At 57.7% G+C, this 22978-nt stretch carries 22 protein-coding genes; 8 read left to right on the top strand and 14 right to left on the bottom strand.

The genetic code is table 11. The features are described 5' to 3' along the window. Positions 1-2: 2 nt before the first annotated feature. Complete coding sequence (locus AC2FJB_RS05385; RefSeq protein ID WP_496717321.1) at positions 3-584, bottom strand: DUF3306 domain-containing protein; 582 nt, start codon at positions 582-584, stop codon at positions 3-5. Then, a complete protein-coding gene (locus AC2FJB_RS05380) occupies positions 581-1135 on the bottom strand; it encodes a DUF3305 domain-containing protein (RefSeq protein WP_299896325.1) in 555 nt (184 codons plus the stop codon). The genes AC2FJB_RS05385 and AC2FJB_RS05380 overlap by 4 nt, the downstream gene beginning before the upstream one ends. A 264-nt stretch (positions 1136-1399) precedes the next feature. Between AC2FJB_RS05380 and AC2FJB_RS05375 the strand changes: the two genes are divergently transcribed. Further along, positions 1400-3352, top strand: a complete 1953-nt coding sequence (locus AC2FJB_RS05375) for a 4Fe-4S binding protein (protein WP_496717322.1) — start codon at positions 1400-1402, stop codon at positions 3350-3352. Here the strand turns inward: AC2FJB_RS05375 and AC2FJB_RS05370 are convergent. Next, a complete protein-coding gene (locus tag AC2FJB_RS05370; protein ID WP_496717323.1) occupies positions 3346-4074 on the bottom strand; it encodes a c-type cytochrome in 729 nt (242 codons plus the stop codon). The genes AC2FJB_RS05375 and AC2FJB_RS05370 overlap by 7 nt on opposite strands. A 122-nt stretch (positions 4075-4196) precedes the next feature. Between AC2FJB_RS05370 and AC2FJB_RS05365 the strand changes: the two genes are divergently transcribed. The 3 genes from AC2FJB_RS05365 to AC2FJB_RS05355 are packed head-to-tail and all read left to right on the top strand — an operon-like array spanning position 4197 to position 6429. Continuing rightward, positions 4197-5258, top strand: a complete 1062-nt coding sequence (locus tag AC2FJB_RS05365; protein WP_496671779.1) for an Mrp/NBP35 family ATP-binding protein — start codon at positions 4197-4199, stop codon at positions 5256-5258. After that, entirely contained in the window at positions 5255-5950 is a 696-nt protein-coding gene (locus AC2FJB_RS05360) for a biotin/lipoate--protein ligase family protein (RefSeq protein WP_496717325.1), read from the top strand. The genes AC2FJB_RS05365 and AC2FJB_RS05360 overlap by 4 nt, the downstream gene beginning before the upstream one ends. Next, a complete protein-coding gene (locus AC2FJB_RS05355) occupies positions 5950-6429 on the top strand; it encodes a DUF6505 family protein (RefSeq protein WP_117869246.1) in 480 nt (159 codons plus the stop codon). The genes AC2FJB_RS05360 and AC2FJB_RS05355 overlap by 1 nt, the downstream gene beginning before the upstream one ends. Here the strand turns inward: AC2FJB_RS05355 and AC2FJB_RS05350 are convergent. The 8 genes from AC2FJB_RS05350 to acs form a co-directional block, all read right to left on the bottom strand. Further along, complete coding sequence (locus AC2FJB_RS05350; RefSeq protein WP_117872785.1) at positions 6426-6926, bottom strand: flavin reductase family protein; 501 nt, start codon at positions 6924-6926, stop codon at positions 6426-6428. The two genes, AC2FJB_RS05355 and AC2FJB_RS05350, sit on opposite strands and share 4 nt — an antisense overlap. A gap of 88 nt (positions 6927-7014) precedes the next feature. Further along, positions 7015-8427 (bottom strand): 3'-5' exonuclease, encoded by a 1413-nt coding sequence (locus tag AC2FJB_RS05345; RefSeq protein WP_117869245.1) that lies wholly within the window; start codon positions 8425-8427, stop codon positions 7015-7017. 2 nt (positions 8428-8429) lie between these two features. Continuing rightward, positions 8430-8948, bottom strand: coding sequence for a hypothetical protein (locus AC2FJB_RS05340; RefSeq protein ID WP_117869244.1), 519 nt, complete (start codon positions 8946-8948; stop codon positions 8430-8432). Positions 8949-8975: 27 nt separating this feature from the next. After that, the gene (locus tag AC2FJB_RS05335) at positions 8976-10799 is read right to left on the bottom strand and encodes a DUF294 nucleotidyltransferase-like domain-containing protein (RefSeq protein ID WP_496717327.1); all 1824 of its coding nucleotides are present in this window, start codon (positions 10797-10799) and stop codon (positions 8976-8978) included. A 108-nt stretch (positions 10800-10907) separates the two neighbouring features. Further along, complete coding sequence (locus tag AC2FJB_RS05330) at positions 10908-12692, bottom strand: sodium:solute symporter family protein (protein ID WP_299896339.1); 1785 nt, start codon at positions 12690-12692, stop codon at positions 10908-10910. A gap of 5 nt (positions 12693-12697) precedes the next feature. Next, the gene (locus tag AC2FJB_RS05325; protein WP_117872784.1) at positions 12698-12979 is read right to left on the bottom strand and encodes a DUF4212 domain-containing protein; all 282 of its coding nucleotides are present in this window, start codon (positions 12977-12979) and stop codon (positions 12698-12700) included. A gap of 180 nt (positions 12980-13159) precedes the next feature. Further along, positions 13160-13843 carry an adenylate kinase gene (locus AC2FJB_RS05320; protein ID WP_496717596.1) on the bottom strand — a complete coding sequence of 228 codons (684 nt, stop codon included), beginning with the start codon at positions 13841-13843 and terminating at the stop codon, positions 13160-13162. 7 nt (positions 13844-13850) lie between these two features. Next, a complete protein-coding gene (acs, locus tag AC2FJB_RS05315; RefSeq protein WP_496717328.1) occupies positions 13851-15815 on the bottom strand; it encodes an acetate--CoA ligase in 1965 nt (654 codons plus the stop codon). A gap of 426 nt (positions 15816-16241) precedes the next feature. Here acs and AC2FJB_RS05310 point away from each other — a divergent pair, with 426 nt between their 5' ends. The 3 genes from AC2FJB_RS05310 to AC2FJB_RS05300 are packed head-to-tail and all read left to right on the top strand — an operon-like array spanning position 16242 to position 19352. Then, entirely contained in the window at positions 16242-17258 is a 1017-nt protein-coding gene (locus AC2FJB_RS05310) for a C4-dicarboxylate TRAP transporter substrate-binding protein (protein WP_117869239.1), read from the top strand. 57 nt (positions 17259-17315) lie between these two features. Further along, positions 17316-17945: a TRAP transporter small permease gene (locus AC2FJB_RS05305; RefSeq protein ID WP_496717329.1), complete on the top strand. Its 630-nt coding sequence runs from the start codon at positions 17316-17318 to the stop codon at positions 17943-17945. A gap of 3 nt (positions 17946-17948) precedes the next feature. Beyond that, positions 17949-19352 (top strand): TRAP transporter large permease, encoded by a 1404-nt coding sequence (locus AC2FJB_RS05300; RefSeq protein WP_299642438.1) that lies wholly within the window; start codon positions 17949-17951, stop codon positions 19350-19352. A gap of 138 nt (positions 19353-19490) precedes the next feature. On the opposite strand, the gene ocd is transcribed toward AC2FJB_RS05300, so the two are convergent. Genes ocd through rocF form a run of 3 tightly spaced genes read right to left on the bottom strand, consistent with a single transcriptional unit; the run spans position 19491 to position 22381 of the window. Continuing rightward, on the bottom strand, positions 19491-20531 hold the full coding sequence (gene ocd / locus AC2FJB_RS05295) for an ornithine cyclodeaminase (RefSeq protein ID WP_496717331.1): 1041 nt from the start codon (positions 20529-20531) through the stop codon (positions 19491-19493). Between the two features lie 9 nt (positions 20532-20540). Further along, on the bottom strand, positions 20541-21461 hold the full coding sequence (gene ctlX / locus AC2FJB_RS05290) for a citrulline utilization hydrolase CtlX (protein ID WP_496717333.1): 921 nt from the start codon (positions 21459-21461) through the stop codon (positions 20541-20543). Then, positions 21461-22381, bottom strand: coding sequence for an arginase (gene rocF, locus AC2FJB_RS05285; RefSeq protein ID WP_496717334.1), 921 nt, complete (start codon positions 22379-22381; stop codon positions 21461-21463). Before rocF ends, ctlX begins: the two co-directional genes overlap by 1 nt. Positions 22382-22467: 86 nt before the next feature. Here rocF and AC2FJB_RS05280 point away from each other — a divergent pair, with 86 nt between their 5' ends. Beyond that, on the top strand, positions 22468-22896 hold the full coding sequence (locus AC2FJB_RS05280) for an Lrp/AsnC family transcriptional regulator (protein WP_117869233.1): 429 nt from the start codon (positions 22468-22470) through the stop codon (positions 22894-22896). Positions 22897-22978: the final 82 nt, after the last annotated feature.

Below are 22978 nucleotides of genomic sequence, written 5' to 3'. Positions count from 1 at the left end.
GGTCATCCTTCAAATTCAAATATCATTCGACGTGGTGCCGGGGGAAGGTCGAATTCCTCCGGCTCTTCCGCCCGAGCGACTGAAACCGGCTCGGGAACGAGATCGGGTTCGACCGGCGCGGCCTCGGGTTCAGTACGCGTATCGGCTTCACTTTCAACGACATCGTCTGTTGTTTCTTCTGCGTCGGCCGCCAGTGCTTCGATATGCGCCAGCATGCCTTTGCCAATTTGATAGGCGGTCTGGATGTTTTCGATCACGCAGGCCGCATCGGTATAGTCCTCGCCATAATCAACCAGCCCGTCGACATTGGCCAGAACCGGGTTCAACCGCCACAGCCGACGAAGGGCGCGGCGGCGCAGGCGATCTGGCACGGCCTTGGCCATAAAACCCGATACATCATCGCCGGGCTGCAACATGTCCGGATCGGGTAGGTCAAACTCAGCAAGAATGTCCGCGTCAGTCTTTTCATCCAGCTCCGCTTGCTGAGCCGCGATCACCTGGTCTTCCGCAACCAGAACCTCGGCTTCGGCTTCAGCCTGAACAGCGGCCTTTCGGCGCGACCAGAAATCACGGGGCTGCGTCATTGGAACACCTTCCTGGGGGCGCGGTAAACGTCCGATTCCTGCCTGATACGCGCGTCACCTTTGCCGTCTTCCACCAGATCGGTCCGTTTCTTATCACGGCGGCGCTTGACGAAAACTTCGTGCTGATGATGTTTCAGTGTGAAATCCCGAACCCAGGCGATCAGCCCTTCGGTCATCGGGATTTTCTCGACAATTTCTTCGCCGGTATCCGCATAGTCCTGCCCTTCGAACGGAGAGGCGGTGATCAGAACTGCATTCAGGGGCGTGTCACCCTTCAGTTCGTCTCGCAGCACAAGGTATAGCGAAGGCTGTCCATCCGACAGGTTGACCATGTAGGCTTCGGTTTCATCTGCCCAGAGCGTCAGCGGCAGGGTGGCGGCATGATACTCGACCGCATCGCCTTCACGGCGCAGCTCCTGCCAGTTGGCTGCTCCTGCGCCGGGTAAAAGGGCAACGGCACGCCAGTTCCACCGGGCCCAACGTGTGACCCCGGGTGTCTTGCGCACGATGACGCCAACCGGCATTTCAGTCTGGCTTGCGGCCTTGGCCACTGGCTCCTCCCCGAAAAGGCTCTCCCCTGCCTTTGCAAGTCCACTATGGTACACAAACTGGCTGTGTGCCAAGCCTAAGCTCTACGACTTTGGTCGTAGTCCAGGGTAGCAACTGCGTGAGCAGGCCCAATGAACGCTTATGTTTTCTGACAATTTGGCCCGAAATGCAGTCTGGAGCAGGGCGTGCGGCAAGGGGTTGAAGTTGTCTTGCCGGGGGTACAGCCTAGTGTGCATGAGACCAGAACGGTTTCCCGAGGAGGGGATATGGGCACCAAACTACTGCTATGCGATTGCGCCGGTACTCAGGCGTTGGACCCGAACGTGATTGAGAGCGCTTGCAGTATCAGGTGTTCCAGAGTGCACACCGCGCTTTGTACAACCGAACTAAAATCAGCCGCCAAGCTGATGCAGGAAGGCGAAACAGTCATTGCCTGCCTGCAAGAGCAGGAAGTTTTTCGATCACTCGCCGAAGACCTGAATATCGATGCGCCCGGATTTGTCGATCTGCGCGATCGGGCAGGGTGGTCAGATCAAGGTGCGGATGCGACCCCCAAGATGGCGGCCTTGGCGATCGAGGCCGTAATGCCGCAACCCGTCACGCCCAGCGTGGATGTCTTCAGTGAAGGCACCTGTTTCATCATCGGGCCCGGTACGGTGGCCTTTGATCTGGCAAAGCGTCTGGCCGACTCAATGGCTGTGACCGTCATGACGACCGATCTGTCGGATCCTCTCTCACGGGACTATGACGTGGTGCGGGGGCGGCTTTGTTCGGTTTCCGGTGCGCTCGGTGGGTTTTCCCTGCGGCTAGACGCGCTGCAGCAAGTCGTACCCGGAGGGCGCGGCGCTTTTGCATGGACCGATCCAAAGGACGGAGCGCTTTCTGCGTGCGACATTGTCGTTGATCTGGCGGGTGAAACACCTTTTGTTCAGGCTCCGGCAAAGCGCGAGGGCTACCTGCGAGCTGATCCCAAGGATGCGGTTGCTGTGGAAAGGCTGGCTTTTGAAGCTGCACAATTGGTGGGAACATTTGAAAAACCTCTCTATGTGCGGTTGGAAGAAACCCTGTGTGCCCATTCCCGCGCCGGGCAGGTGGGCTGTTCCAACTGTCTGGATATCTGCCCAACCGGAGCGATTTCCCCAGCGGGCGAGTATGTCGCCGTCGATCCGATGGTATGTGCCGGCTGTGGTGCTTGCGCTGCGCTATGCCCTTCAACGGCAATAAACTATGAAGACCCACCTGTTTCGGCGCTGTTGTCGCGGATGCATATTCTGGCCCGCACTTATCGCCGGGCTGGTGGCACCGCGCATCGGTTGCTTGTTCATGACGCCCACGGAGCTGAGATGATCCGGCTGTCTGCTCGTTTTGGGCGCGGATTACCTTCGGATGTCATCCCGCTGGAACTGAACGTAATTTCTGGCTTTGGCCATGCCGAGATGCTGGCGGCTCTGGCGCATGGGTTTGCACGGGTGGATGTTCTTCTGGCCCCGACGACCGAACGCCAAGCGCTGAACCGGGAACTCGAATTGGCACATGCCATTGCAGGCTCGGAGGGCATAGGTCTGATTGATGAGGTTGACCCCGATGCGATGTCCGATCTGCTGTACGGGCAAGCGGTGCCCCGACCTTTGTCTGATCCGGTTCTGCCGTTGGGCAATCGCCGGCAAATTGCACGGCTGGCAGCGCAAGCGCTGAACCCGCAGGCCGACGCGCCTTTGCCATTGCCCGAGAATGCGCCTTACGGGGCGGTTGCAGTAAACACCGATAGCTGCACCCTGTGCCTCAGCTGTGTGTCGCTGTGCCCATCAGGTGCTTTGATCGACAACCCGGACAAGCCGCAACTGAACTTCCAGCAAGACGCCTGTCTGCAATGCGGGATGTGCAAGACCATTTGCCCCGAGGACGCGATCACTCTTGTTCCACAACTTGATCTCAGCGATGCGGCCCTGTCACAGCAGGTTCTGAACGAAGAGGAACCTTTTGCCTGCGTAGAATGCGGGGCGCTGTTCGGCGTGAAATCCACGGTTGAGCGGATTATGGAGAAGCTGTCGGGTACGCACCCGATGTTCGCGACTTCAGATCAGGCGCGGATGATCCAGATGTGTGACAATTGCCGGGTGAACGTGCAGTTTCAACAGCAAGACAATCCGTTCCAGTCAAAACCTAGGCCTCGGGTCGTCACAACCGAGGATTACTATTCGGACAGAAAGGATCACTGAAGCTTTAGAGGGGCACCCAGATCTGCGGCGTCGATGCGCGATACGAACGCCAGAATCGCGTCAAGATCATCCAATGTCATCTCAACCGGGTGAATTGGAGAAGGGCGTTCGGGATCAAAAGGGGGCGTCAGCCCGTCGATCTGCGTGAATGCAGGGTGGGGGTTCAGGGCGAAAAACGCCTCGAACCGCCGCGACCAGTCAGGCATTGCGCGCAGAACGGCGAAAGAGGGCGTCGACCCCAGGCCATTCATGCGGTTCTTTGGCCCGACAACATGACAGCGTCCGCAATGGGTCATCGACAATTCTTCACCGAGTTTGGTGTCGCCATCGAAGATGTCATCGGCCTCAACAACTGCGAGGTCGAAGCTGGCAGAAAAGGGCTCTCCCTGTGCCGGAGCAAAGCTTTCCACCGTGCGCTTGCCGATATCCGACTTCAGCCATTCAAGAAAACGGGCCTGGCGGTCACTGTCTTCGATACGCAGGTGATAGATCAACTCGCCGCGGGCAAAGACCGGATCACCGGGCGGCGCGGTTTCCAGCACCATAACCCCGGCGTCGTCTGCAATAACGCGGATCCCGGTCTTGAGAGAGAAGCGAGGAAGGATATGTTGCAACAGGCCAGAGCCGTTCACGTCTGCCGGGGCCGCAAGGCCAATAGCCTCTTGTGACCAAGAGGGGGTGGCAGAGAGCGTCAGGCTCAGGCACAAGAGGACAAAGCGCATGGCTCAACGTAACTTCGCGGGGCGGGATGCGTCAATTGAACAGAAAAAGACGGAGACACGTGCAATGAGCGGTGAGTCGATACGCACGCCCCTGTCAGCAGGGCACATCAAGGGGAACAAGCATGAGTGTTCGTGACGCGGTTCTGGCGAACCTGAAAAAGATCACCGACCCGATTTCCGGGCAGGACATTGTAAGTGCGGGCATCGTGCGTGCCCTGAACGTAGACGGCGATACTGTGCGCTTTGTGCTTGAGATCGACCCGAAGAACGCGGAAAAGATGGAACCTGTCCGCGCTACGGCCGAAAAGGCCGCGCAAATGGTTGAAGGCGTTGCAAGTGTTTCGGCCATGATGACCGCGCATTCAGAAAAGGCGCCGCCGGATCTGAAACCGAAACCCAAGCCATCACAAACCGGGCCGCAGGCGGTACCGGGTGTGGATCGGATCATTGCCGTTGCGTCCGGCAAGGGTGGGGTAGGCAAATCCACTGTATCGGCCAACCTTGCCTGCGCATTGGCTGCGGAAGGGCGACGTGTGGGTTTGCTGGACGCCGATGTCTACGGGCCGTCGCAGCCCAGGATGCTGGGTGTCTCGGGCCGGCCGGCCAGCCCTGACGGCAAGACGATCCTGCCGCTGCGCAACCACGGCGTCACCATGATGTCGATGGGCTTGATGACCAATGAAGGTCAGGCGGTTGTCTGGCGGGGGCCGATGCTGATGGGTGCGCTGCAACAAATGATGAGCCAGGTGCAATGGGGCGCGTTGGATGTTCTGATTGTCGATCTGCCACCCGGCACCGGTGACGTGCAACTGACGCTGAGCCAGAAGTTTCAGGTGGACGGAGCCATTGTCGTTTCGACGCCGCAGGACGTAGCCCTGATTGATGCCCGCAAAGGGATCGACATGTTCAATCAGCTCAAGACACCCATTGTCGGGATGATCGAAAACATGTCCACGCATATCTGTTCGAACTGTGGACATGAAGAACATGTTTTTGGTCATGGTGGTGTCAAGTCCGAGGCAGAGGCGCTGGGCGTGCCGTTGCTGGGCGAAATCCCCTTGCATCTGGACATCCGTGTCGCCGCTGACGGAGGCGCGCCGATTGTCGTCAGCAAACCTGACAGCCCGCAGGCCGAGGCGTTCCGCAAAATCGCCCGGGACTTGATCGCCAAGGGCAACGCATGAGCCAACCGGTATTCCCCCCACTGTTGACAGGCAATCCTGTGCAGGGCGGAGAGGACCCGTTCGAGCGCGCGCTGGCAATGGCGGCGCTGGGCTGCGATGCGGGGACGGTGGTTTACAACGTTCAGGCGGATTTCCTGCGGGTGGCAATTGTTTTTGCCCCCGAGGTGCCGTTGCAGGATGCGATGGTGATGCTGCCGCTCTGCGCAGTGGGATTCCAGAACGCGCTGGGCGCTTTGGCCCCGCCGGAGGTTGCCGTGCATTTGGGGTGGGATGGCCTGATTTGTGTAAACGGTGCGCGTTGCGGCCGGTTCCGTGCGGCTGCGTCGACATCAATGCCCGAGGAAGAGCCGGACTGGCTTATCGTTGGTTGGGAACTGACGCTGTTGCAAACCAGTGACGCGCCGGGCGAAACCCCCGATATCACAGCGCTGTACGATGAAGGCTGTACCGAGGTTTCGGCAACGCAGCTGGTGGAAAGCTGGTCACGACACATGTTGACCTGGCTCAACCGTTGGCAGGAGGATGGCAACGCCTCCTTGCACGCCGAATGGATGGGCCTGCTGCGTGGTGTAGGCGAACCGTTGATCGACGGAGGCGTATTCCTTGGAACGGATGAACGTTTCGGGATGCTGATCCGCGACGGGGTCGATACGCACCTTCGTCCCCTGACCGACTTGTTGGAGAACCGATAATGAAACTGGCCCGAGCGATCCATTTCGACGAAAGCGACATGAACGTGTTTCATTCCCCGGCTCGCACCGGAGAGTGGTGCGTTTCGGGCGGGTTCGAGTTTTCGAACTGGGGCCAGGGTGATCTTGAAGGCAAAGCGCGACAGGCATTTGCGAATGGCTGGCTGGGGTTGGAAACCTTTGGCCGGGTAACTTTTGTGGCCGTGACGCAGATCGAAGCCGCAGAGAAAAACCAGATCACGCGTGATCTGGCCGAACATTTTGTGCAGTTCTATGGCGCGCCCTCGATAGATGCGGCATTGGGTGTCGCCCAAGCTGAAATCGATCACATGTCGGAACTGTGCGAAGACCACGCGGCCAACACGCTGTTGATTGTCGCAAGGGAATTGACCGACACAGGCGTCCACGAAGCTTTTCGGGTGATCACTCCACAGGATGCCGAGCTGGAAGCGCTCGCGGTTCACGGGTCGCTGGACGATTAGATCAGGTCGACAAAACCGCCGAACTGTCCGCGTTTGAAGATCAGCCCTTTGCCGGTGCGATACATGACCTGTTCCACCTGACCCACAATGATCAGATGATCGCCGGCGTCATGACGGGTATGCAGACGGCAGTCAAACCGGGCCAGACACTGGGCCAGATGTGGACGCCCGACCGCATCCTCGGTCCAGTCTGCATGTGAGAAATCCGCTCCATCGCGTGCAAACCGCAACGCCTGATCCTGCTGATCCTGTGCCATGACGTGGATAGAATAGAGATCACAGGTACTGAACGTATCGAAACGGAATGATTCCCTGGCCAGACACCACAGCACCAGTGGCGGTTCCAACGAGACTGACGCAAATGAATTCACTGTTATGGCGCGCGGACCTTCGTCGGATTGCGCGGTAATTACCGTGACGCCGGTGCCAAAGCATCCGAGTGCTTCCCGAAAGGCGGGGCTTTGATCCGGGGTCGGTGTAAAGGTCTTTTCGGTCATTGCGCGCTTAATCCTTGGCCGCGCATCAGGTGCCATGCGTGGCCCGGATTGTCCATGAAAAGCTGACTGCCGAGTTCAATATAAGTCGTCAGTTCAGGTCTTCCAGCAAACGACCGTGTTTACGGGTTTCCATAATCACTTCGCCAAAGGTTGTCAGGCTACGGGCTTGCAGGATCGGCAGCATCTTGACCAATGCCTCGGCTGTGGCAACCGCATCGCCCAGTGCTGTATGGCGCAAAGCGTCGGGGATCGTAATTTCCAACCGTTCACACAAGGCGTCCAGCGTGTGTGTATCGCTGGCCCCGAACAGCACCGCAGATAGTAGGACCGTGTCGAGTATCGGATGGTCCCATTCAACACCCATCCGTTTGGCATGACGACGCAGGAACGCCATGTCGAACGGGGCGTTATGCGCCACGATCACCGCGTCACGCGTGAACTGATGGAAAACGCGCCCGGCTTCGGCAATATCCGGCGCGCCATGAACCATGCGGTCGCTGATCTTGTGTACCTTGGTCGAGGCAGGTGGAATTGGAATGCCGGGATCAACCAGCATGTCCAGATGCTCACCCTGAACGATTTTGCCATTCAGAACGCGTACAGCGCCGATCTGCACAATCTCATCCTTGTGAGGCAGCAAACCGGTTGTTTCCGTGTCGAAGACCACGAAGCACAGATCCGACAGGGGGCGGTTCTCGAACGCGTCATCCCCCGGTGTATTGAGAAGTTCGAAATCATAGACCAGCGGGCGGGCATCGTCCGGTGACATATGTGCCGCGCTGTCTTCGAAGACAAGCATATATCCTGGTGCATCGCCCAAGGGTTTCATCCGGGCGGAGTATGTCTGCCGCCCATCCACGCTGGACAGGGTGCAATAGACGTCCTTTCCGGTTTTGCACATCTTGGCATAAGCGTCTGTCAGGCCGGTGGCTTCGAGATACTCGAAAAGAGACGCGTTCAGACGAGGATGCGCGATCTGGGCAAGAACCTCGGCTGCCTGCCCGTCGTACAGAACGATCTGATGCTTCGGACTGGCCAGCAGCATGGCCACCGGGATCTCGGTCAGCAGGGCGGTCAGGCGTTGTTTCTCCGCAGCCAGATGCGCAGTTTCCGCAGCGACGGCTTCGGCTGTGCGCATGGCGTTCGAGGCGAGTTGTTCCGCCAATCCCGCTGCAGCCGGGGCAAGATCGCCCAGATAACGCGCGGCCTGCATGTCGAGGTCGGTGCTTACACCGGCATGAGCACGGGCACGCAGCTGGGCGGAAAGCCGTTCGATCGGTTTGGCGACGTTGTCGTCAAACAGCAGCCAAACACCTGCAACCAGTGCCAGTAATCCAAATCCGATTAGGATTTCAGCAAAGACGAAATCATTCACCAGATCGGGATTTCCCGCGCGGGAATAGGTGATCCAGAGAGCGGTGGCACTTATCGCAACCCCTCCAAAAGCAAGGAGGCAGAAGAACAGAAAAATCCTGACCCTCAGACTTAATCCGGTAAGCATGATCAAACCCCGCAAGTGGCTTCGATGATGGGATCGTTGTCCCCGGCTGCAATCCAGTCAGCGTTCACCAGGCGCCCGTCATCGGCGAACTCGGCGCCATCTGCCAGGTTGGCGCGGCGGTTTTCTGCACAGTTTACAGCAACCGGCAGCTTCGATACCGGAGCCCAGCGGCCAAAGAAATAGAGGTCGACAAGCCGTTGTTCCGGAACGTTTTCATTTGTCCGCACAGATACGGTGTCGATTGCGGCAAAGCGATCAACGAACGGCACTGCGTAGGTCCAGGGACGATAAAATGCGCGGCTTTCGACCTCTTGCACGATTGTCATCTCTTCGGGCAGTTGGTCGCGCGTGCGGTCATACCAGGAATACTCGCTGGTGATGGTCATTCCGATCATACCGAGGCCAGCGGCAACCGGAGTGGTCCATTTCGGCAAACGTCCTCCGGTCAGCTTGTTCAGCAGAAGAACGATGCCTGCAAATGCGATCCCCGCAAAAACCGTACCGATCAGTTCCAGAAACATTTGGTCTCTCCGTTCCTCAGACGCATGTCAGCCCAGCATTCCCTTGCCGTGGCCAACTGCCGATTGCATCGTTTTTACCACCACGAAGGCATCGCGCAGATGACTTCGCTCAAAGTCCGACAATTCGGACGGTGGCAGATAGTTGTCGGGCATCGCTCCGGATTTAACCAGTCGAACCTGATGCTCCAGCCGGGTTTCTGCGATCAGATCATAGGCATCCAGCAGGTCACGCGCACCAGAGGGGCTGAGCACACCGCTGGACTCGGCTGCCTTCAGGCGGGCGCTGGTGTTGGCTTCGGTCAGTTCGCCCTGCAATGCGTAGATGCGTGCCAGATCGACAACGGGCACCACTCCGTTGTGTTTCAGATCCAGCGTGTTGCGATGCTCGCCCGAGCGGATCGTCGCGAAACCGCGCAGCAGGCCCAGGGGGGGCGTATGCTTCAGCGAGTTGGAAATCATGTGTGCGACGAAGATCGAGTTTGCTCGGGCCGCTGCCAGAGTGTCCGCTTGCAGGTCGGCAAACAACTCAAACGCGCCGCCGATGGGGCGCAGGTCGAACATGACCGAGGCCAGCATTTGCGCCTCGGGGTTTGGCGTGGCAATCCAGCCCTTGAAATAGTCGCGCCAGACACGAACCGGCTGACACCAGCGCGGATTGGTCGCCATCATGTCGCCGGGGCAGTAAAAATACCCGCAGACGTCCAGCCCGTCAGAGACGAATTTGGCCAGTTTGGTGAAATAGGTCATATCGGCGTCGGTGACGCTGTCATCCAGCATCAGGCAATTGTCCTGATCGGATACGCCGGTTTGTTCTTGCCGCCCCTGTGAGCCGCAGGCCAGCCACAAATAGGGTACAGGGGGCGGTCCCAGTTCGGTTTCAGCCAGTTTCAGCAGGCGGCGGGTAGCAGTGTCAGCAATATCGGTGATGAGCCGCGTGACAATCTCGTGCCGGTTCCCGCCAGCAACCAACTGTACCAGCAGTTTCGGAATTTCTGCGGTCACGCGCGCCATTTCTTCAGCAGTGTCCGCCTTAGCAATGCGGCCAACCAACTCGGCCGAGTTGACGGCCTGATAATGTGTCAGATCGGTCTGTGTCACGATCCCGACCAGACGACCGCCTTCGGAAATCGGGATGTGGCCAATGCCGCGCTCCATCATGATGTGAAGAACATCCGAGCCGATATCACTGGGTGACAGGGTCACGGGGTTTGCAGTCATGATTTCCGAAATCTTTGTGGTTGCTGGCAAACCATCTGCAACATACTTGCCCGAAATGTCCCGTAGGGTGGCTATACCCTTCAAGATATCTCGATCGGTCACGCAAAGCGACGAGATATGTTTGTCGCGCATGATCCGGGCCGCTTCCTGAACCGACGTGTCCGCAGGGCAGGTGGCAGGATTGCGCGCCATCAGAACGTCAATCGAGCTGGTCGCAAGGCTTTGGGGACCGCTGCGATCGCCCCGGGTTCGATCGAAGAATTTGGCGACGACATCGTGCCCTTCAATCAACCGCCTGACCAGATCCGGTGGCAGTAGCATCAGAACCGATGGTGTATGCGCGCGGGCTTTGGTGGCGGCTTTGCCGTCTCTCAGCAGGCCGCGCTCACCAAAGGAATTGCGCAACCCCAGATGAGAAACGACTGCACCGTTCTCGTCGGTGATCTCAACCTGTCCTTCATAGATCACGAACACACCGGGCAGGGTATGGCCGAGTTCATAGACTGAAGCGTTTTCCTCAACCTCCCAGACCTCGATCTGCTTGACGATCTGGTCCAGGGCGTCAGACGGCAGCGCGTCATAGGGATGAACGGATTTCAGAAACCGGGCAATTTCATCGTGGGACAGGGGCATCTGATGTCTCCGGTATTCTGGTTAAAAAATCCCGCCCGGTGGTATGCCGGGCGGGAACAGTGGATCGAAAGACGCGGTCGAAGGCAAGTGCCGACAACCGCATCATACTCAGTGATCCTGAGCTGCGCCCGCACCACGGGGAATGCGTACGCTTTCGACCAGATCCTTGATCTCCTGCGGAGTTTCCTTGGTCATACCTGCAATGATGTAGGCTGTTGCAAAGTTTACCATGGCACCAATCGCGCCGAACGAGGTCGACTTGATCGGACCCAGCAGGGGGTCTGCATCGGTGAACGAGTTGGTGCCCGGAATGAACAGCCAGCCCTTATGCAGGAAGATGTAGACCAGTGTCACGGTCAGACCAGCCAGCATGCCTGCGACCGCGCCGGTGTTGTTGATGCGGGTCGAGAAGATCCCCATCATCAGCGCCGGGAAGATCGAAGCCGCGGCCAGACCAAACGCAAGCGCCACTGTCTGCGCCGCGAAGCCCGGTGGGTTCAGACCCAGGTAGGTTGCGACAACGATGGCAACAGCCATTGCGATCCGCGCAGACAGAAGTTCACCTTTTTCCGAGATCTGCGGGTTGATCGCACCTTTGATAAGGTCATGCGACACAGCCGACGAGATTGCCAGCAGCAGACCCGCAGCGGTTGACAGGGCAGCCGCAAGACCACCAGCCGCGACCAGACCGATCACCCAACCCGGAAGGTTGGCGATTTCGGGGTTGGCCAGAACCAGGATGTCACGGTTGAACTTGGTCAGCTCGTTTCCGACCCAGCCTTTTTCTTCTGCCAGTGCCTGCATCGATTCAGACTTGTCATTGTAGTACTGAATCTTGCCGTCGCCGTTCTTGTCTTCCCAGTCCAGCAGACCGGTTTTCTGCCAGGTGGCCATCCAGTCATAGCGTGCGTCATTGTCGATTTGTTCAACAGAGACCGCGCCGCCTTCGATGCCACCATTGGGCCACATCATGTCACTGATGTTCAGACGCGCCATGGCACCAACCGCAGGAGCAGTCAGATACAGCAGAGCGATGAAAACCAGCGCCCAGCCAGCAGACCAACGTGCGTCAGCAACTTTGGGAACGGTGAAGAAGCGCATGATGACGTGCGGCAGACCCGCAGTACCGATCATCAGCGACAGGGTGAATAGCACCATGTTCAGTGTGTTCGAGTGGTGGGCCGTGTATTCATTGAAGCCCAGCTCGGTTACGATGGCGTCCAGCTTGGTCAGCAGGGGTTCTCCGCTGGCGGTGTCGCCAAACAGACCCAGCGCCGGAACCGGCGTGCCGGTCAGCTGCAGCGAGATGAAGATCGCCGGGATGGTGTAGGCGGTAATCAGCACGCAGTACTGAGCGACCTGAGTGTAGGTCACGCCCTTCATTCCGCCAAACACCGCATAAGCGAATACCACGGCTGCACCGATCAGCAGGCCGGATGTGTTCGACACTTCGAGGAAGCGACCAAAGGCCACGCCAACGCCGGTCATCTGACCAATCACGTATGTCACCGAAGCAACGATCAAACAGATCACCGCAACGATGCGCGCGGTCTGGCTGTAGAAGCGGTCGCCGATGAACTCGGACACGGTGTACTTGCCAAATTTGCGCAGATAGGGCGCAAGCAGCAGAGCCAGCAACACGTAACCACCGGTCCAGCCCATCAGGAACGAGCTGTTGTCGTAGCCGGTGAAGGCAATCAGACCCGCCATCGAGATGAACGAAGCTGCAGACATCCAGTCCGCCGCCGTTGCCATACCGTTGGTGACAGGATGGATGCCGCGACCCGCAGCGTAAAATTCAGATGTGGACCCCGCTCGGGCCCAGATCGCGATGCCGATGTACAGCGCGAAGGATGCGCCAACAAACAGCAGGTTGATGGTAAACTGATCCATGGGGTTTACTCCTCAACACCGTATTCGGCGTCTAGCTTGTTCATGCGCCAGGCGTAGTTGAAGATCAGCACCAGAAAGACCAGAATCGATCCCTGTTGTGCGAACCAAAAGCCCAGATCGGTCCCGCCTACGGCGATCCCCGACAGCATCGGACGCAGCAGAATGCCGAATCCAAATGACACCAGCGCCCAGATTGCGAGGCTGATGTAGATGAGGCGCAGGTTGGCCTGCCAATAGCCCTTATCGGACTCGGCAGTCTGCGCGGAGTTGGTAGATTGATCCGCCATTGCGGGTTCCTCCTTCGCTTCCTCGTTGGACGGCCCAGTGCCCAAGTCCTCCAGTGCGTCGGGCCGTTTCTCACTTGTGCCAAACACCACGTGGCGTCAGGCAAAACTCCACCAGTCCGCCAAAGCGGTTCAATGAAGTATTCTGTTTGGGATCAAAGCCTTGCGGCTCTTTTCCCCCCCCTAGTTCATTGCTTCGCCGACGATACCTTCAAGATCATTGGCAATGTCTTCGATTTTACCCATGGCGTTTGTGCGCTGAAGCACGCCCTGACCGTCATAGTAGGTGATCAGTGGAGCGGTCTGCTCATGGTACGCTGCAAGACGCGAAGCCACCGTTTCGGCATTGTCATCCGCACGGCGCTTGAATTCGGTATGGCCACACTTGTCGCATTTGCCCTCTTCGGCAGGCGTCTTGAACTGGTCGTGGTAACCTTCACCACAGCCAGCGCAGGTGTAGCGGCCCGAAATACGGATCACCATTTCTGCGTCTTCTACCTCAAGGCTGATCGCAGCGTCGATCTTCTGGTTGTTCGATGCCAGCAGACCGTCCAGCGCTTCGGCCTGAACCGTCGTGCGCGGGAAGCCGTCCAGAATCACGCCCTTGGCGCAATCCGGCTGAGCCATACGGTCCCGCAGGATAGCGATGACGATCTCGTCGCTGACCAGGTCGCCGGCTTCCATTACCGCTTTTGCCGCTTTGCCGGCTTCGGTTCCGGCCGCGACCGCTTCGCGCAGCAGGTCACCCGTGCTGAGTTGTACAAGACCGAATTTCTCTTCCAGCATGCGGGCTTGCGTACCCTTCCCGGCTCCGGGAGGGCCGAGAAGGATGAGAACGGTGGGTGTGGTGATCGTGGCAGCGTCCATCACATCCTCACTTGTTCGCACGGTTTTCGATCAGGTCTTCGACCACCGACGGATCTGCCAGTGTCGAAGTGTCGCCCAACGATCCGAAATCGTTCTCGGCAATCTTGCGCAGGATACGGCGCATGATCTTGCCCGAGCGCGTTTTAGGCAGGCCGGGTGCCCATTGGATCACATCCGGGGACGCAATTGGGCCGATTTCAGTGCGGACCCATGTGCGCAGCTCTTTCATCAGCTCGTCCGAGGGCTCGCGATCATTCATCAAGGTGACGTAGCAATAGATGCCTTGCCCTTTGATTTCATGAGGATATCCAACCACAGCAGCCTCAGCCACAGCAGCATGTGCAACCAGCGCGCTTTCCACTTCGGCTGTGCCCATGCGGTGACCGGATACGTTGATCACGTCATCCACGCGGCCCGTGATCCAGTAGTCGCCATCTTCGTCGCGACGGCATCCATCACCCGTGAAGTAGTAGCCTTTATAATCCGAGAAATAGGTTTTCTCGAACCGCTCATGATCACCCCAGACAGTGCGCATCTGACCTGGCCAACTGTCTTTGATGCACAGCACGCCCTCGACACCGTTGCCTTCGATCTCGACGCCGGATTGCGGGTCCAGAACCACCGGTTCGATGCCAAAGAACGGCTTCATGGCCGAGCCTGGCTTCATCGCATGTGCGCCGGGCAGGGGGGTCATCAGGTGACCACCGGTTTCAGTCTGCCACCAGGTGTCCACAATAGGGCATTTGCCTTTGCCGACAACGTCGTTGTACCAGTTCCACGCCTCGGGATTGATCGGTTCACCCACGGTACCCAGGATGCGAAGATCGCTCAGATCGCATTTCTCGACCCATTCGTTGCCTTGCCCCATGAGCGCGCGCAGCGCGGTGGGTGCGGTATAGAATTGGTTCACCTTGTGCTTTTCGCAAACCTGCCAGAAGCGCGAGGCATCCGGGAAGGTCGGCACACCTTCAAACATCAGCGTGGTCGCACCATTGGCCAGCGGCCCATAAACGATATAGCTGTGGCCAGTCACCCAACCCACGTCCGCAGTGCACCAATACACGTCGCCTTCGTGGTAATCGAAGGTGATCTCATGTGTCATCGCGGCATAGACCAGATAGCCGCCGGTGGTGTGCACAACGCCCTTGGGCTGACCAGTCGAACCTGACGTGTACAGAATGAACAACGGATCTTCGGCGTTCATCTCGGCAGGGGCACAGTAGTCGTCCGCCTCAAGTGCCATTTCGTTGTAGTCATAGTCGCGACCGTTGATCCAGGTGGTCTGACCGCCAGTGCGCTTGACCACAAGGCATTTCACCGTGTCCTTGCAGTGCAGCAACGCCGCATCTGCGTTGGACTTCAATGGCGTTTTGCGACCTCCGCGCGGGGCCTCATCTGCGGTGATCACAACCTTGGCGTCGCAACCGTTGATCCGTGCGGCCAGAGCGTCGGGCGAGAAGCCCGCGAAAACGATGGAGTGAATTGCGCCGATCCGTGCACAGGCCAACATGGCATAAGCGGCCTCAGGGATCATCGGCAGATAGATGACGACGCGATCGCCCTTGCGCACGCCCAGAGATTCCAGAATATTGGCCATCCGGCAGGTGCGGCGATGCAATTCCGCATACGAGATATGCTGAGCCGGGTCATTTGGATCATCTGGTTCCCAGATGATCGCGGTCTGGTCGCCGCGGGTTTTCAGATGGCGATCCAGGCAGTTGGCCGAAACATTCAACGTGCCATCAGCATACCAGTTGATCTTGACCGAGCCAAAATCGTAACTGACGTCCTTGACCTGGGTGAAGGGTTTGATCCAGTCGATGCGCTTGCCTTGCTCGCCCCAGAACGCGTCGGGGTTGCTGATTGAGGCTGCATACATGTCGGCATACTTTGCGGCGTCGACATGCGCACGAGCGACGGTTTCTGCGGATGGCGGATAAGTCTTGGCATCTGCCTGGGCAGCGGTGGTCATCTTTGAGGCTCCTCCCTCTGGACTGGATTGCTTGTGGAATTTTTGCCGGTCATTTGGGCAATGTCGATCCCGTTCCTCCCCAAGTTTGAATATTAACGCGTTGTGAAAATAAATAAATAAATTGGTGTAATCCTTGGTTTTTTTTGTAAAGAAATTTTAATTATTTCGAGTTTTTAGTAAAGAAAGTCAATATAATTGTGAAATAATAAATTAAATCAATAATTTAAATGTTATGAACTTTTCGTGCCCGGCATGTCGAAAGCGTGGGCAAGGATTGGTAATCTTAGAACTGCCGGTCTTCTTGTCACTTTATGGGGCTTCTTCTTATAATTACGCAAATCCCGGACAGGGTTGGCACAATCGAATGTTGGCGCTAGCTTGATCGACAAGCGCCTCGGTAGGGGCGCACCAATGGGAGACAAAACTATGAAAAAGATGTTGAGCGGTGCCGCAGTCGCCGCCCTTGGCGTTGCTTTTGTAACCGAAGCCGCCGCAACAGAATGGAACGCGTCCGTCTGGGGCAAGCGCCGCGCCTTTACAGAACATGTGGAGAAGCTGGCCGAATTGGTCAGCGAAAAAACCGGTGGCGAATTCACCATCAATGTCAGCTATGGTGGCCTGTCCAAACCCAAGGAAAACTTGGATGGGATCGAAATCGGTGCCTTCGAGATGGCTCAGTTCTGTGCCGGCTATCACCGAGACAAGAACCGGGCGATCACCGTATTGGAGCTGCCGTTTCTGGGTGTGAACAACCTGCAGGAAGAAGTTGCGGTCAGCCATGCAGTTTATGACCATCCGGCGGTCAAGGATGAGATGGCACAATGGAATGCCCGCATCATCATGACTTCGCCAATGCCGCAGTATAACCTTGTCGGTACCGGCGAGCCGCGGGATGAACTGGCTGAATTTGACGGAATGCGGGTCCGGGCGACCGGTGGCCTTGGTCAGGCCTTTGAGGCGGTCGGAGGAGTGCCAACATCGGTTCCGGCGACAGAAGCCTTCAATGCGATGGAGTCGGGTGTTGTCGACACCGTGGCCTTTGCACAGCACGCGCACCTTTCGTTCGGGACGATAAACGAAGCTGACTGGTGGACCGCGAACCTGAATCCGGGAACTGTGAACTGCCCGGTTGTCGTCAACATTGATGCCTACGAGGCGCTGCCTGCCGAGCACCGTGAAGTTCTGGACAGCTCGATTGATGAAGCGATCGACCATTACCTGGCGAATTACGGCGGCCTGCTTGAGCAATGGGACGGTGTTCTGGAAGAAAAGGGTGTCCAGAAGGTCATGATAGACGACGCCGTAATTGAAGAGTTCCGTACGAAGGCGGCTGATCCGATCCGTGAAAAATGGATTGCGGACATGACGGAACAGGGCCTGCCAGCGCAGGATCTATATGATCTCGTCCAGATGACGCTTAAGCAACAGCGCGGCGGCAACTGACTGTCAAAGCCGGGTGCCTTCAGGGCACCCGGTAACAAACAATAGGGAAACATCGGAATGGCAGGACAAGCCACGGTTCTGGTAGACGGTAGCCGTCTGAGCCAGCTGGATCATCGATTGCTGGTGTTGGAACGATTTCTGGCGCTGATCAGCGGGTTCGCAGTTTTTTCACTGATGGTTATGGCCGTTGTGTCCGTCAGTGGCCGTAACGCTCTGAATGCACCATTGCCGGGATATGTGGACTGGATCGAACAGGCGATGCCGCTCATCGCGTTTCTGGGCATTTCATATGTTCAGCGCGATGGGGGGCATATCCGGATGGATATCGTCATTTCCCGCTTGCACGGACGAGCTTTGTGGCTGTTTGAACTGCTTTCGGTGGTTCTGATCCTGATCCTGATGCTGGCACTTGTTTGGGGCAGTTGGTCTCATTTCGACCGATCGTTTGATTTCGGCGCGCCAATGTGGAGCCGGGACAGTTCGATCGACATCGGCATACCCTTGTGGCCGGCCAAGCTGCTGGCACCCGTTGCATTTTCCGTTCTCTGCCTGCGCCTTGCGCTACAGGTCTGGGGGTATGGTCGGGCCTTCTGGCTGGATCTGGACGCTCCGGCGGCAGTTCCTTTGATACAGGATGCAGCGGCGCAGGCAGCGGCAGAGGCCGAACAGTTCGAAGGGCAGGACTGATACATGGACACGATTGAGATTGGCCTCTGGGTCACAGGCGTCCTTCTGGTCCTGGTCGTGGTGGGCATGCGGGTTGCGTTCGCAGCAGGTTTGGCAGGGCTTATCGGGCTGGTTTGGATTTTCTGGGCCAAGTTCGGCTACGACCCGAACCGGTTTGGCAAGGCGCTGACAGTGGCGGTCAAAACCGCAGGGCAGGTGCCACATTCCAAGGTCGCGTCCCACACTCTCAGCCTTATCCCGACCTTTATCTTGATTGGATATCTGGCTTATTATGCGGGACTTACCCGCGCCTTGTTCGAGGCCGCTAAACGCTGGGTCGCATGGGTTCCTGGAGGGTTGGCAGTGTCGACCGTTTTCGCCACTGCCGGCTTCGCTGCGGTGTCCGGTGCTTCGGTTGCGACGTCCGCCGTCTTTGCCCGCATCGCGATTCCGGAAATGCTGAAGGTCGGCTACAACAAACGCTTTGCAGCCGGTGTGGTTGCCGCGGGTGGGACGCTGGCATCCCTGATACCACCTTCGGCCATTCTGGTGATCTACGCGATCATCGTCGAGCAGGATGTCGGCAAACTGCTTTTGGCGGGTTTTATTCCGGGCGCGTTTTCCGCAATCGTTTATGGTCTGCTGATCGTTGGGATTGCCGTGATTTTCAAATCCGTTGGCCCACCGGTCACGGGGTTTACCTGGAAACAGCGTTTTGCCGCACTGCCCGGTGCCTTCCCGATTGTCGCCGTCATCCTGATTATCATCTGCTTTGTCTACAACCCGTTTGGTGAAAAGGCGTGGGGTACACCGACAGAAGGCGGTGCCATTGGCGCCTTCATCGTATTCTGTTTCGCCCTGTTCCACGGAATGCGCTGGACCGAGTTCAAATCCGCGCTGTTGGAAACCGCCAAACTGACAGCAATGATCTTTTCGATCATCTGGGGCGTTCTGATCTACGTGCGGTTTCTTGGTTTTGCCGACCTTCCCGGTGCCTTCTCGGATTGGATCACGGGGCTCGAGATGTCGCCGATGATGATCCTGATCTGCATTCTACTGGCTTACGCGGTGTTGGGCATGTTCATGGACGCAATAGGGATGCTGCTTTTGACCTTGCCCGTGGTCTATCCGGCGGTGATGGCCTTGAACGGTGGTGAAACCGTCAGTGCCGCCGACAGCGCGTTTGGAATGTCTGGCCCGATGTGTGCGATCTGGTTTGGTATTCTGGTGGTCAAAATGGCCGAGTTTTGCCTGATTACACCGCCCATTGGGCTGAACTGCTTTGTCGTTGCCGGTGTGCGCCCGGACCTGAGTGTTCAGGATGTTTTCAAGGGTGTCACACCCTTTTTCATTGCCGACGCACTGACCATCGCAGCGCTCGTGGCTTTCCCGGGTATTGTTCTCTACTTGCCATCGCTTGCGGGGTAGTTCGGAAGCGAGGCTCTGCCTCGCGTTCCGGGATATTTGTGGCCAGATGAAGTTCGGATCCCTTGCTTCATCTGGCCCTGGAAACCGCGGGGGAGGCGTGCATGGCGCGACAGGGACAGAGCCCATCGCCACAATGCGTTATCCGGCCCGCATCAACATCCCAAACAGATCGCGTGGATCGTCCGGGTCCGCCAACATGTCCAGAGGTTCAAAGAACGTTGTGCCTTCAATCGCCTGTTTCACATAGCGCAGGGCCGAGAAATCCTCGATCGCGAAGCCAACACTGTCGAACAAAGTGATCTGCCGCTCATCGGTGCGCCCCTTGGCGGCGCCGGTGACGACCTGCCACATCTCGGTTACAGGGTGATCCGAATCCAGCGCCTGAATTTCGCCTTCGATCCGGGTTTGTTCAGGGTATTCGACGAAGATGTCCGAACGTAACAGGATGTCACGATGCAACTCGGTCTTGCCTGGGCAATCGCCTCCGATGGCGTTGATGTGGACGCCGGGCCCAACCATGTTGTCGGTCAGGATCGTTGCGTATTTCTTATCTGCCGTGCAGGTGGTGATGATCTGGGCGCCTTCAATGGCGTCTTCCGGCGTCTCACAAGGGATGACGGTCAGGCCCTTGCCCTGCAAGTTCGCGGTGCATTTCGATGTGGCATTCGGATCGATGTCATACAGCCGAACGGTGTCGATCCCGCACATTGCCTTGAAGGCGAGGCACTGGAATTCGGACTGTGCGCCATTGCCGATCATGGCCATTGTCCGGGCTTTTTTCGGGGCCAGATAGCGCCCGACCAGAGCCGAAGTCGCCGCCGTGCGCAGGGCGGTCAGCATTGTCATTTCGGTCAACAGCGTCGGATATCCTGTATAGACGTCTGCCAGCAGGCCGAATGCAGTAACGGTTTGCAGCCCTTCGGAGGTGTTCTTGGGATGGCCGTTTACGTATTTGAACCCGTACGCCTCGCCATCCGAAGTTGGCATCAGCTCAATCACGCCATGAGGAGAGTGCGCCGGAATGCGAGGTGTCTTGTCGAAGCTTTCCCATCGTTTGAAATCGGATTCGATCTGTGCAGCAATCTGCTTGATCATCTGTTCGACGCCAATATGGTGTACCAGTCGCATCATGTTGTCGACGGAAACGAATGGTACCAGGGCCTTGTCTGAAGGTTGCATGGTGCTCTCCTATCGGCGGGCAAGGTGAACGCCTGCAATCATGCAGCGCACGGACCCACCGGCGGTTTCAATTGTTGGAACGGACAGCGGCAACGGTTTTGCACTGTCCTGGATTGTTGCGATTTGGTCTGGTGTGAGGGCGCCAAGTGCCCTGCGGGACAGGGCCAGCACCAACCCATCCCGCCCCGTCAGCTCAATGGCGTTACCCGCGAACTCGGCGATCTGGTCATGGGTCAGGTCAATGACGGTTCGACCGGATTCCTCCAGCCGATTGTGGACGGTCAAGCGGCGAACAGGGTCCGAAATCATATCGAGGCAAATCAAGGCGTAATGCGTGCCGATTCCCATCAATACGTTGGTGTGATAAACGTCCCGGCCCTTGGCATCGCGGGCCTCAAAGGCGATTGGCTCATAGTTGAAATGCGTGCAGAACCGTTCCAGCAAGACCGGATCCGCGCGATTGGACGTCACCGTGTAAGCGATGCGGGCCACGTGATCCAAAACCATCGCGCCGGTTCCTTCCAGAGCCAGGTTGTCTTGTTCCAGCCCGGAATAGTCGATGACATCTTGCACGCGGTATTCCTTTTTGAGCAGCTCGATTACATCGGTCCGGCGTTCGCGCCTGCGCGATGGCACAAACATCGGGTAGATCGCCACATGGCCGCCGGGATGTGTTGAGAACCAGTTGTTAGGAAAAACGCTGTCAGGTGTGTTGAGGTCGCCGAAATCGTCAAACACATGAACAGTGACTCCGGCGTCGCGCAATTGTTGCACCGCCCGATCATGTTCATCCCTGGCCGCGTCCGATGTCGCCTCGGCGGATACGGTGCTCAGCGTTTGAAAGGCATTGTCATCGCGTGTTTCCGGGTTGGATGCAAAAGCGTGTGGCCGGATCATGACAACGGCAGATGGCGCTTGAAGAGACAGCATCAGAAACTCCGGGTGGGGCGATCGAAGATACGGCGGCCCATCAAAGAGGCAGCCAGATCGACCATCAGCTTTGCGGTTCGGCCCCGGTCATCCAGAAACGGGTTCAGTTCGACCAGGTCCAGTGAGCAGACAAGCCCGCTTTCATGCAGCAGTTCCATGGCCAAATGGGCTTCGCGCTCGGTCGCACCGCCGGGCACAGTCGTGCCGACTGCGGGTGCCACGGCCGGATCGAGGAAATCGACATCCAACGACACGTGTAGCAGAGCGTTTTCAGCCCTGACGCGATCCAGAAAGGCCAACAGGGGGGCTTTGATGCCATTTTCATCTATGCTGCGCATATCCGCCAGCATGGCGCGGTCCTGTTCCAGCGCCGCTCGTTCCGCCGGGTCGACAGAGCGCAATCCGATCATGCCGACGCGATCCGTCGGTATGACGGCGGGCAAAGGGGGAAAGTCCTCGAACCCGGGTCTGCCGGTAAAATACGCCACCGGCGTGCCGTGCAGGTTGCCGCTGCCCGTGCTGTCCGGAGTATGAAAGTCGCTGTGGGCGTCAAGCCATAGTACAAACAGGGGGCGATCGATCTGAGCAGCATGGGCGGCCATCCCGGCAACCGTACCCATGGACAGGGCGTGATCGCCCCCCATGAAAATAGGAATACCCTGACCCGCCGCGTCTTGCGCAGCTTTGCTGAGAGCTTGTGTCCACCCCACACATTCGGGCAGGGCGAACAGGTGCGGGTGTTGGGGAATGTCGACGCTTTCGGCTTGCACGTCGCCCCAATCGTGAACGGTGTGACCAAGATCAGACAGCGCTTGCTCCAACCCTGCCACGCGATACGCATCAGGGCCCATCCGGCATCCCTGACGGCGTTTTCCGGCGTCCATCGGGGCGCCAACCAGTATAATATCCTTGAGTTCCATATGTTCATTTAGGCCGTCATACTGTCTTGCGTGAAGTCAGCAAATTGCTCAAAATGGTCTAGGAAAATTCTTTATGAGAAAGCGTTATGGACGAATTGGACAATCGATTGCTCAATGCGTTGCAGCGGGATGCTCGGGCAAGCCTGTCAGAGCTGTCGGAAACGCTGGGCGTGACGCGTACAACGGTGCGCAGCAGGTTGCAGCGGCTGAAACAGTCCGGTGAAATCGTCGGCTTCACCGTTTTGACTCGTCGCGATCTGGCACAAAGCCCGGTGCGCGGATTGATGATGCTCGAGATTGAAGGGCGCGGAACAGAACGCGTGATGGCCCGGATCGGAGCCATGCGTCAGGTGACGGCGGTTCATTCGACAAATGGCAGTTGGGATCTGATCGCCGAGATCAGCACCGAAACTCTGGCCGAACTGGATGAGGTTCTGTTTCAGATCCGAAAGATCGACGGTGTGACGCGTTCGGAAACGAACCTTTTGCTGTCAACACGCAGGGGGCGGCTCTAGCGCTTTGAGATAAAAACAAAATGTGCCAGAGTCTGTTGGCAGATGAAGTATTGATAGTCGACGGGCGGGTGAGCCGCACGTG

The sequence above is a fragment of the Ruegeria sp. CDSC085 genome (genome assembly GCF_059610465.1).
The sequence above is the reverse complement of the archived record's forward strand: the minus strand, read 5'-3'. Positions and strand labels throughout refer to the sequence as shown.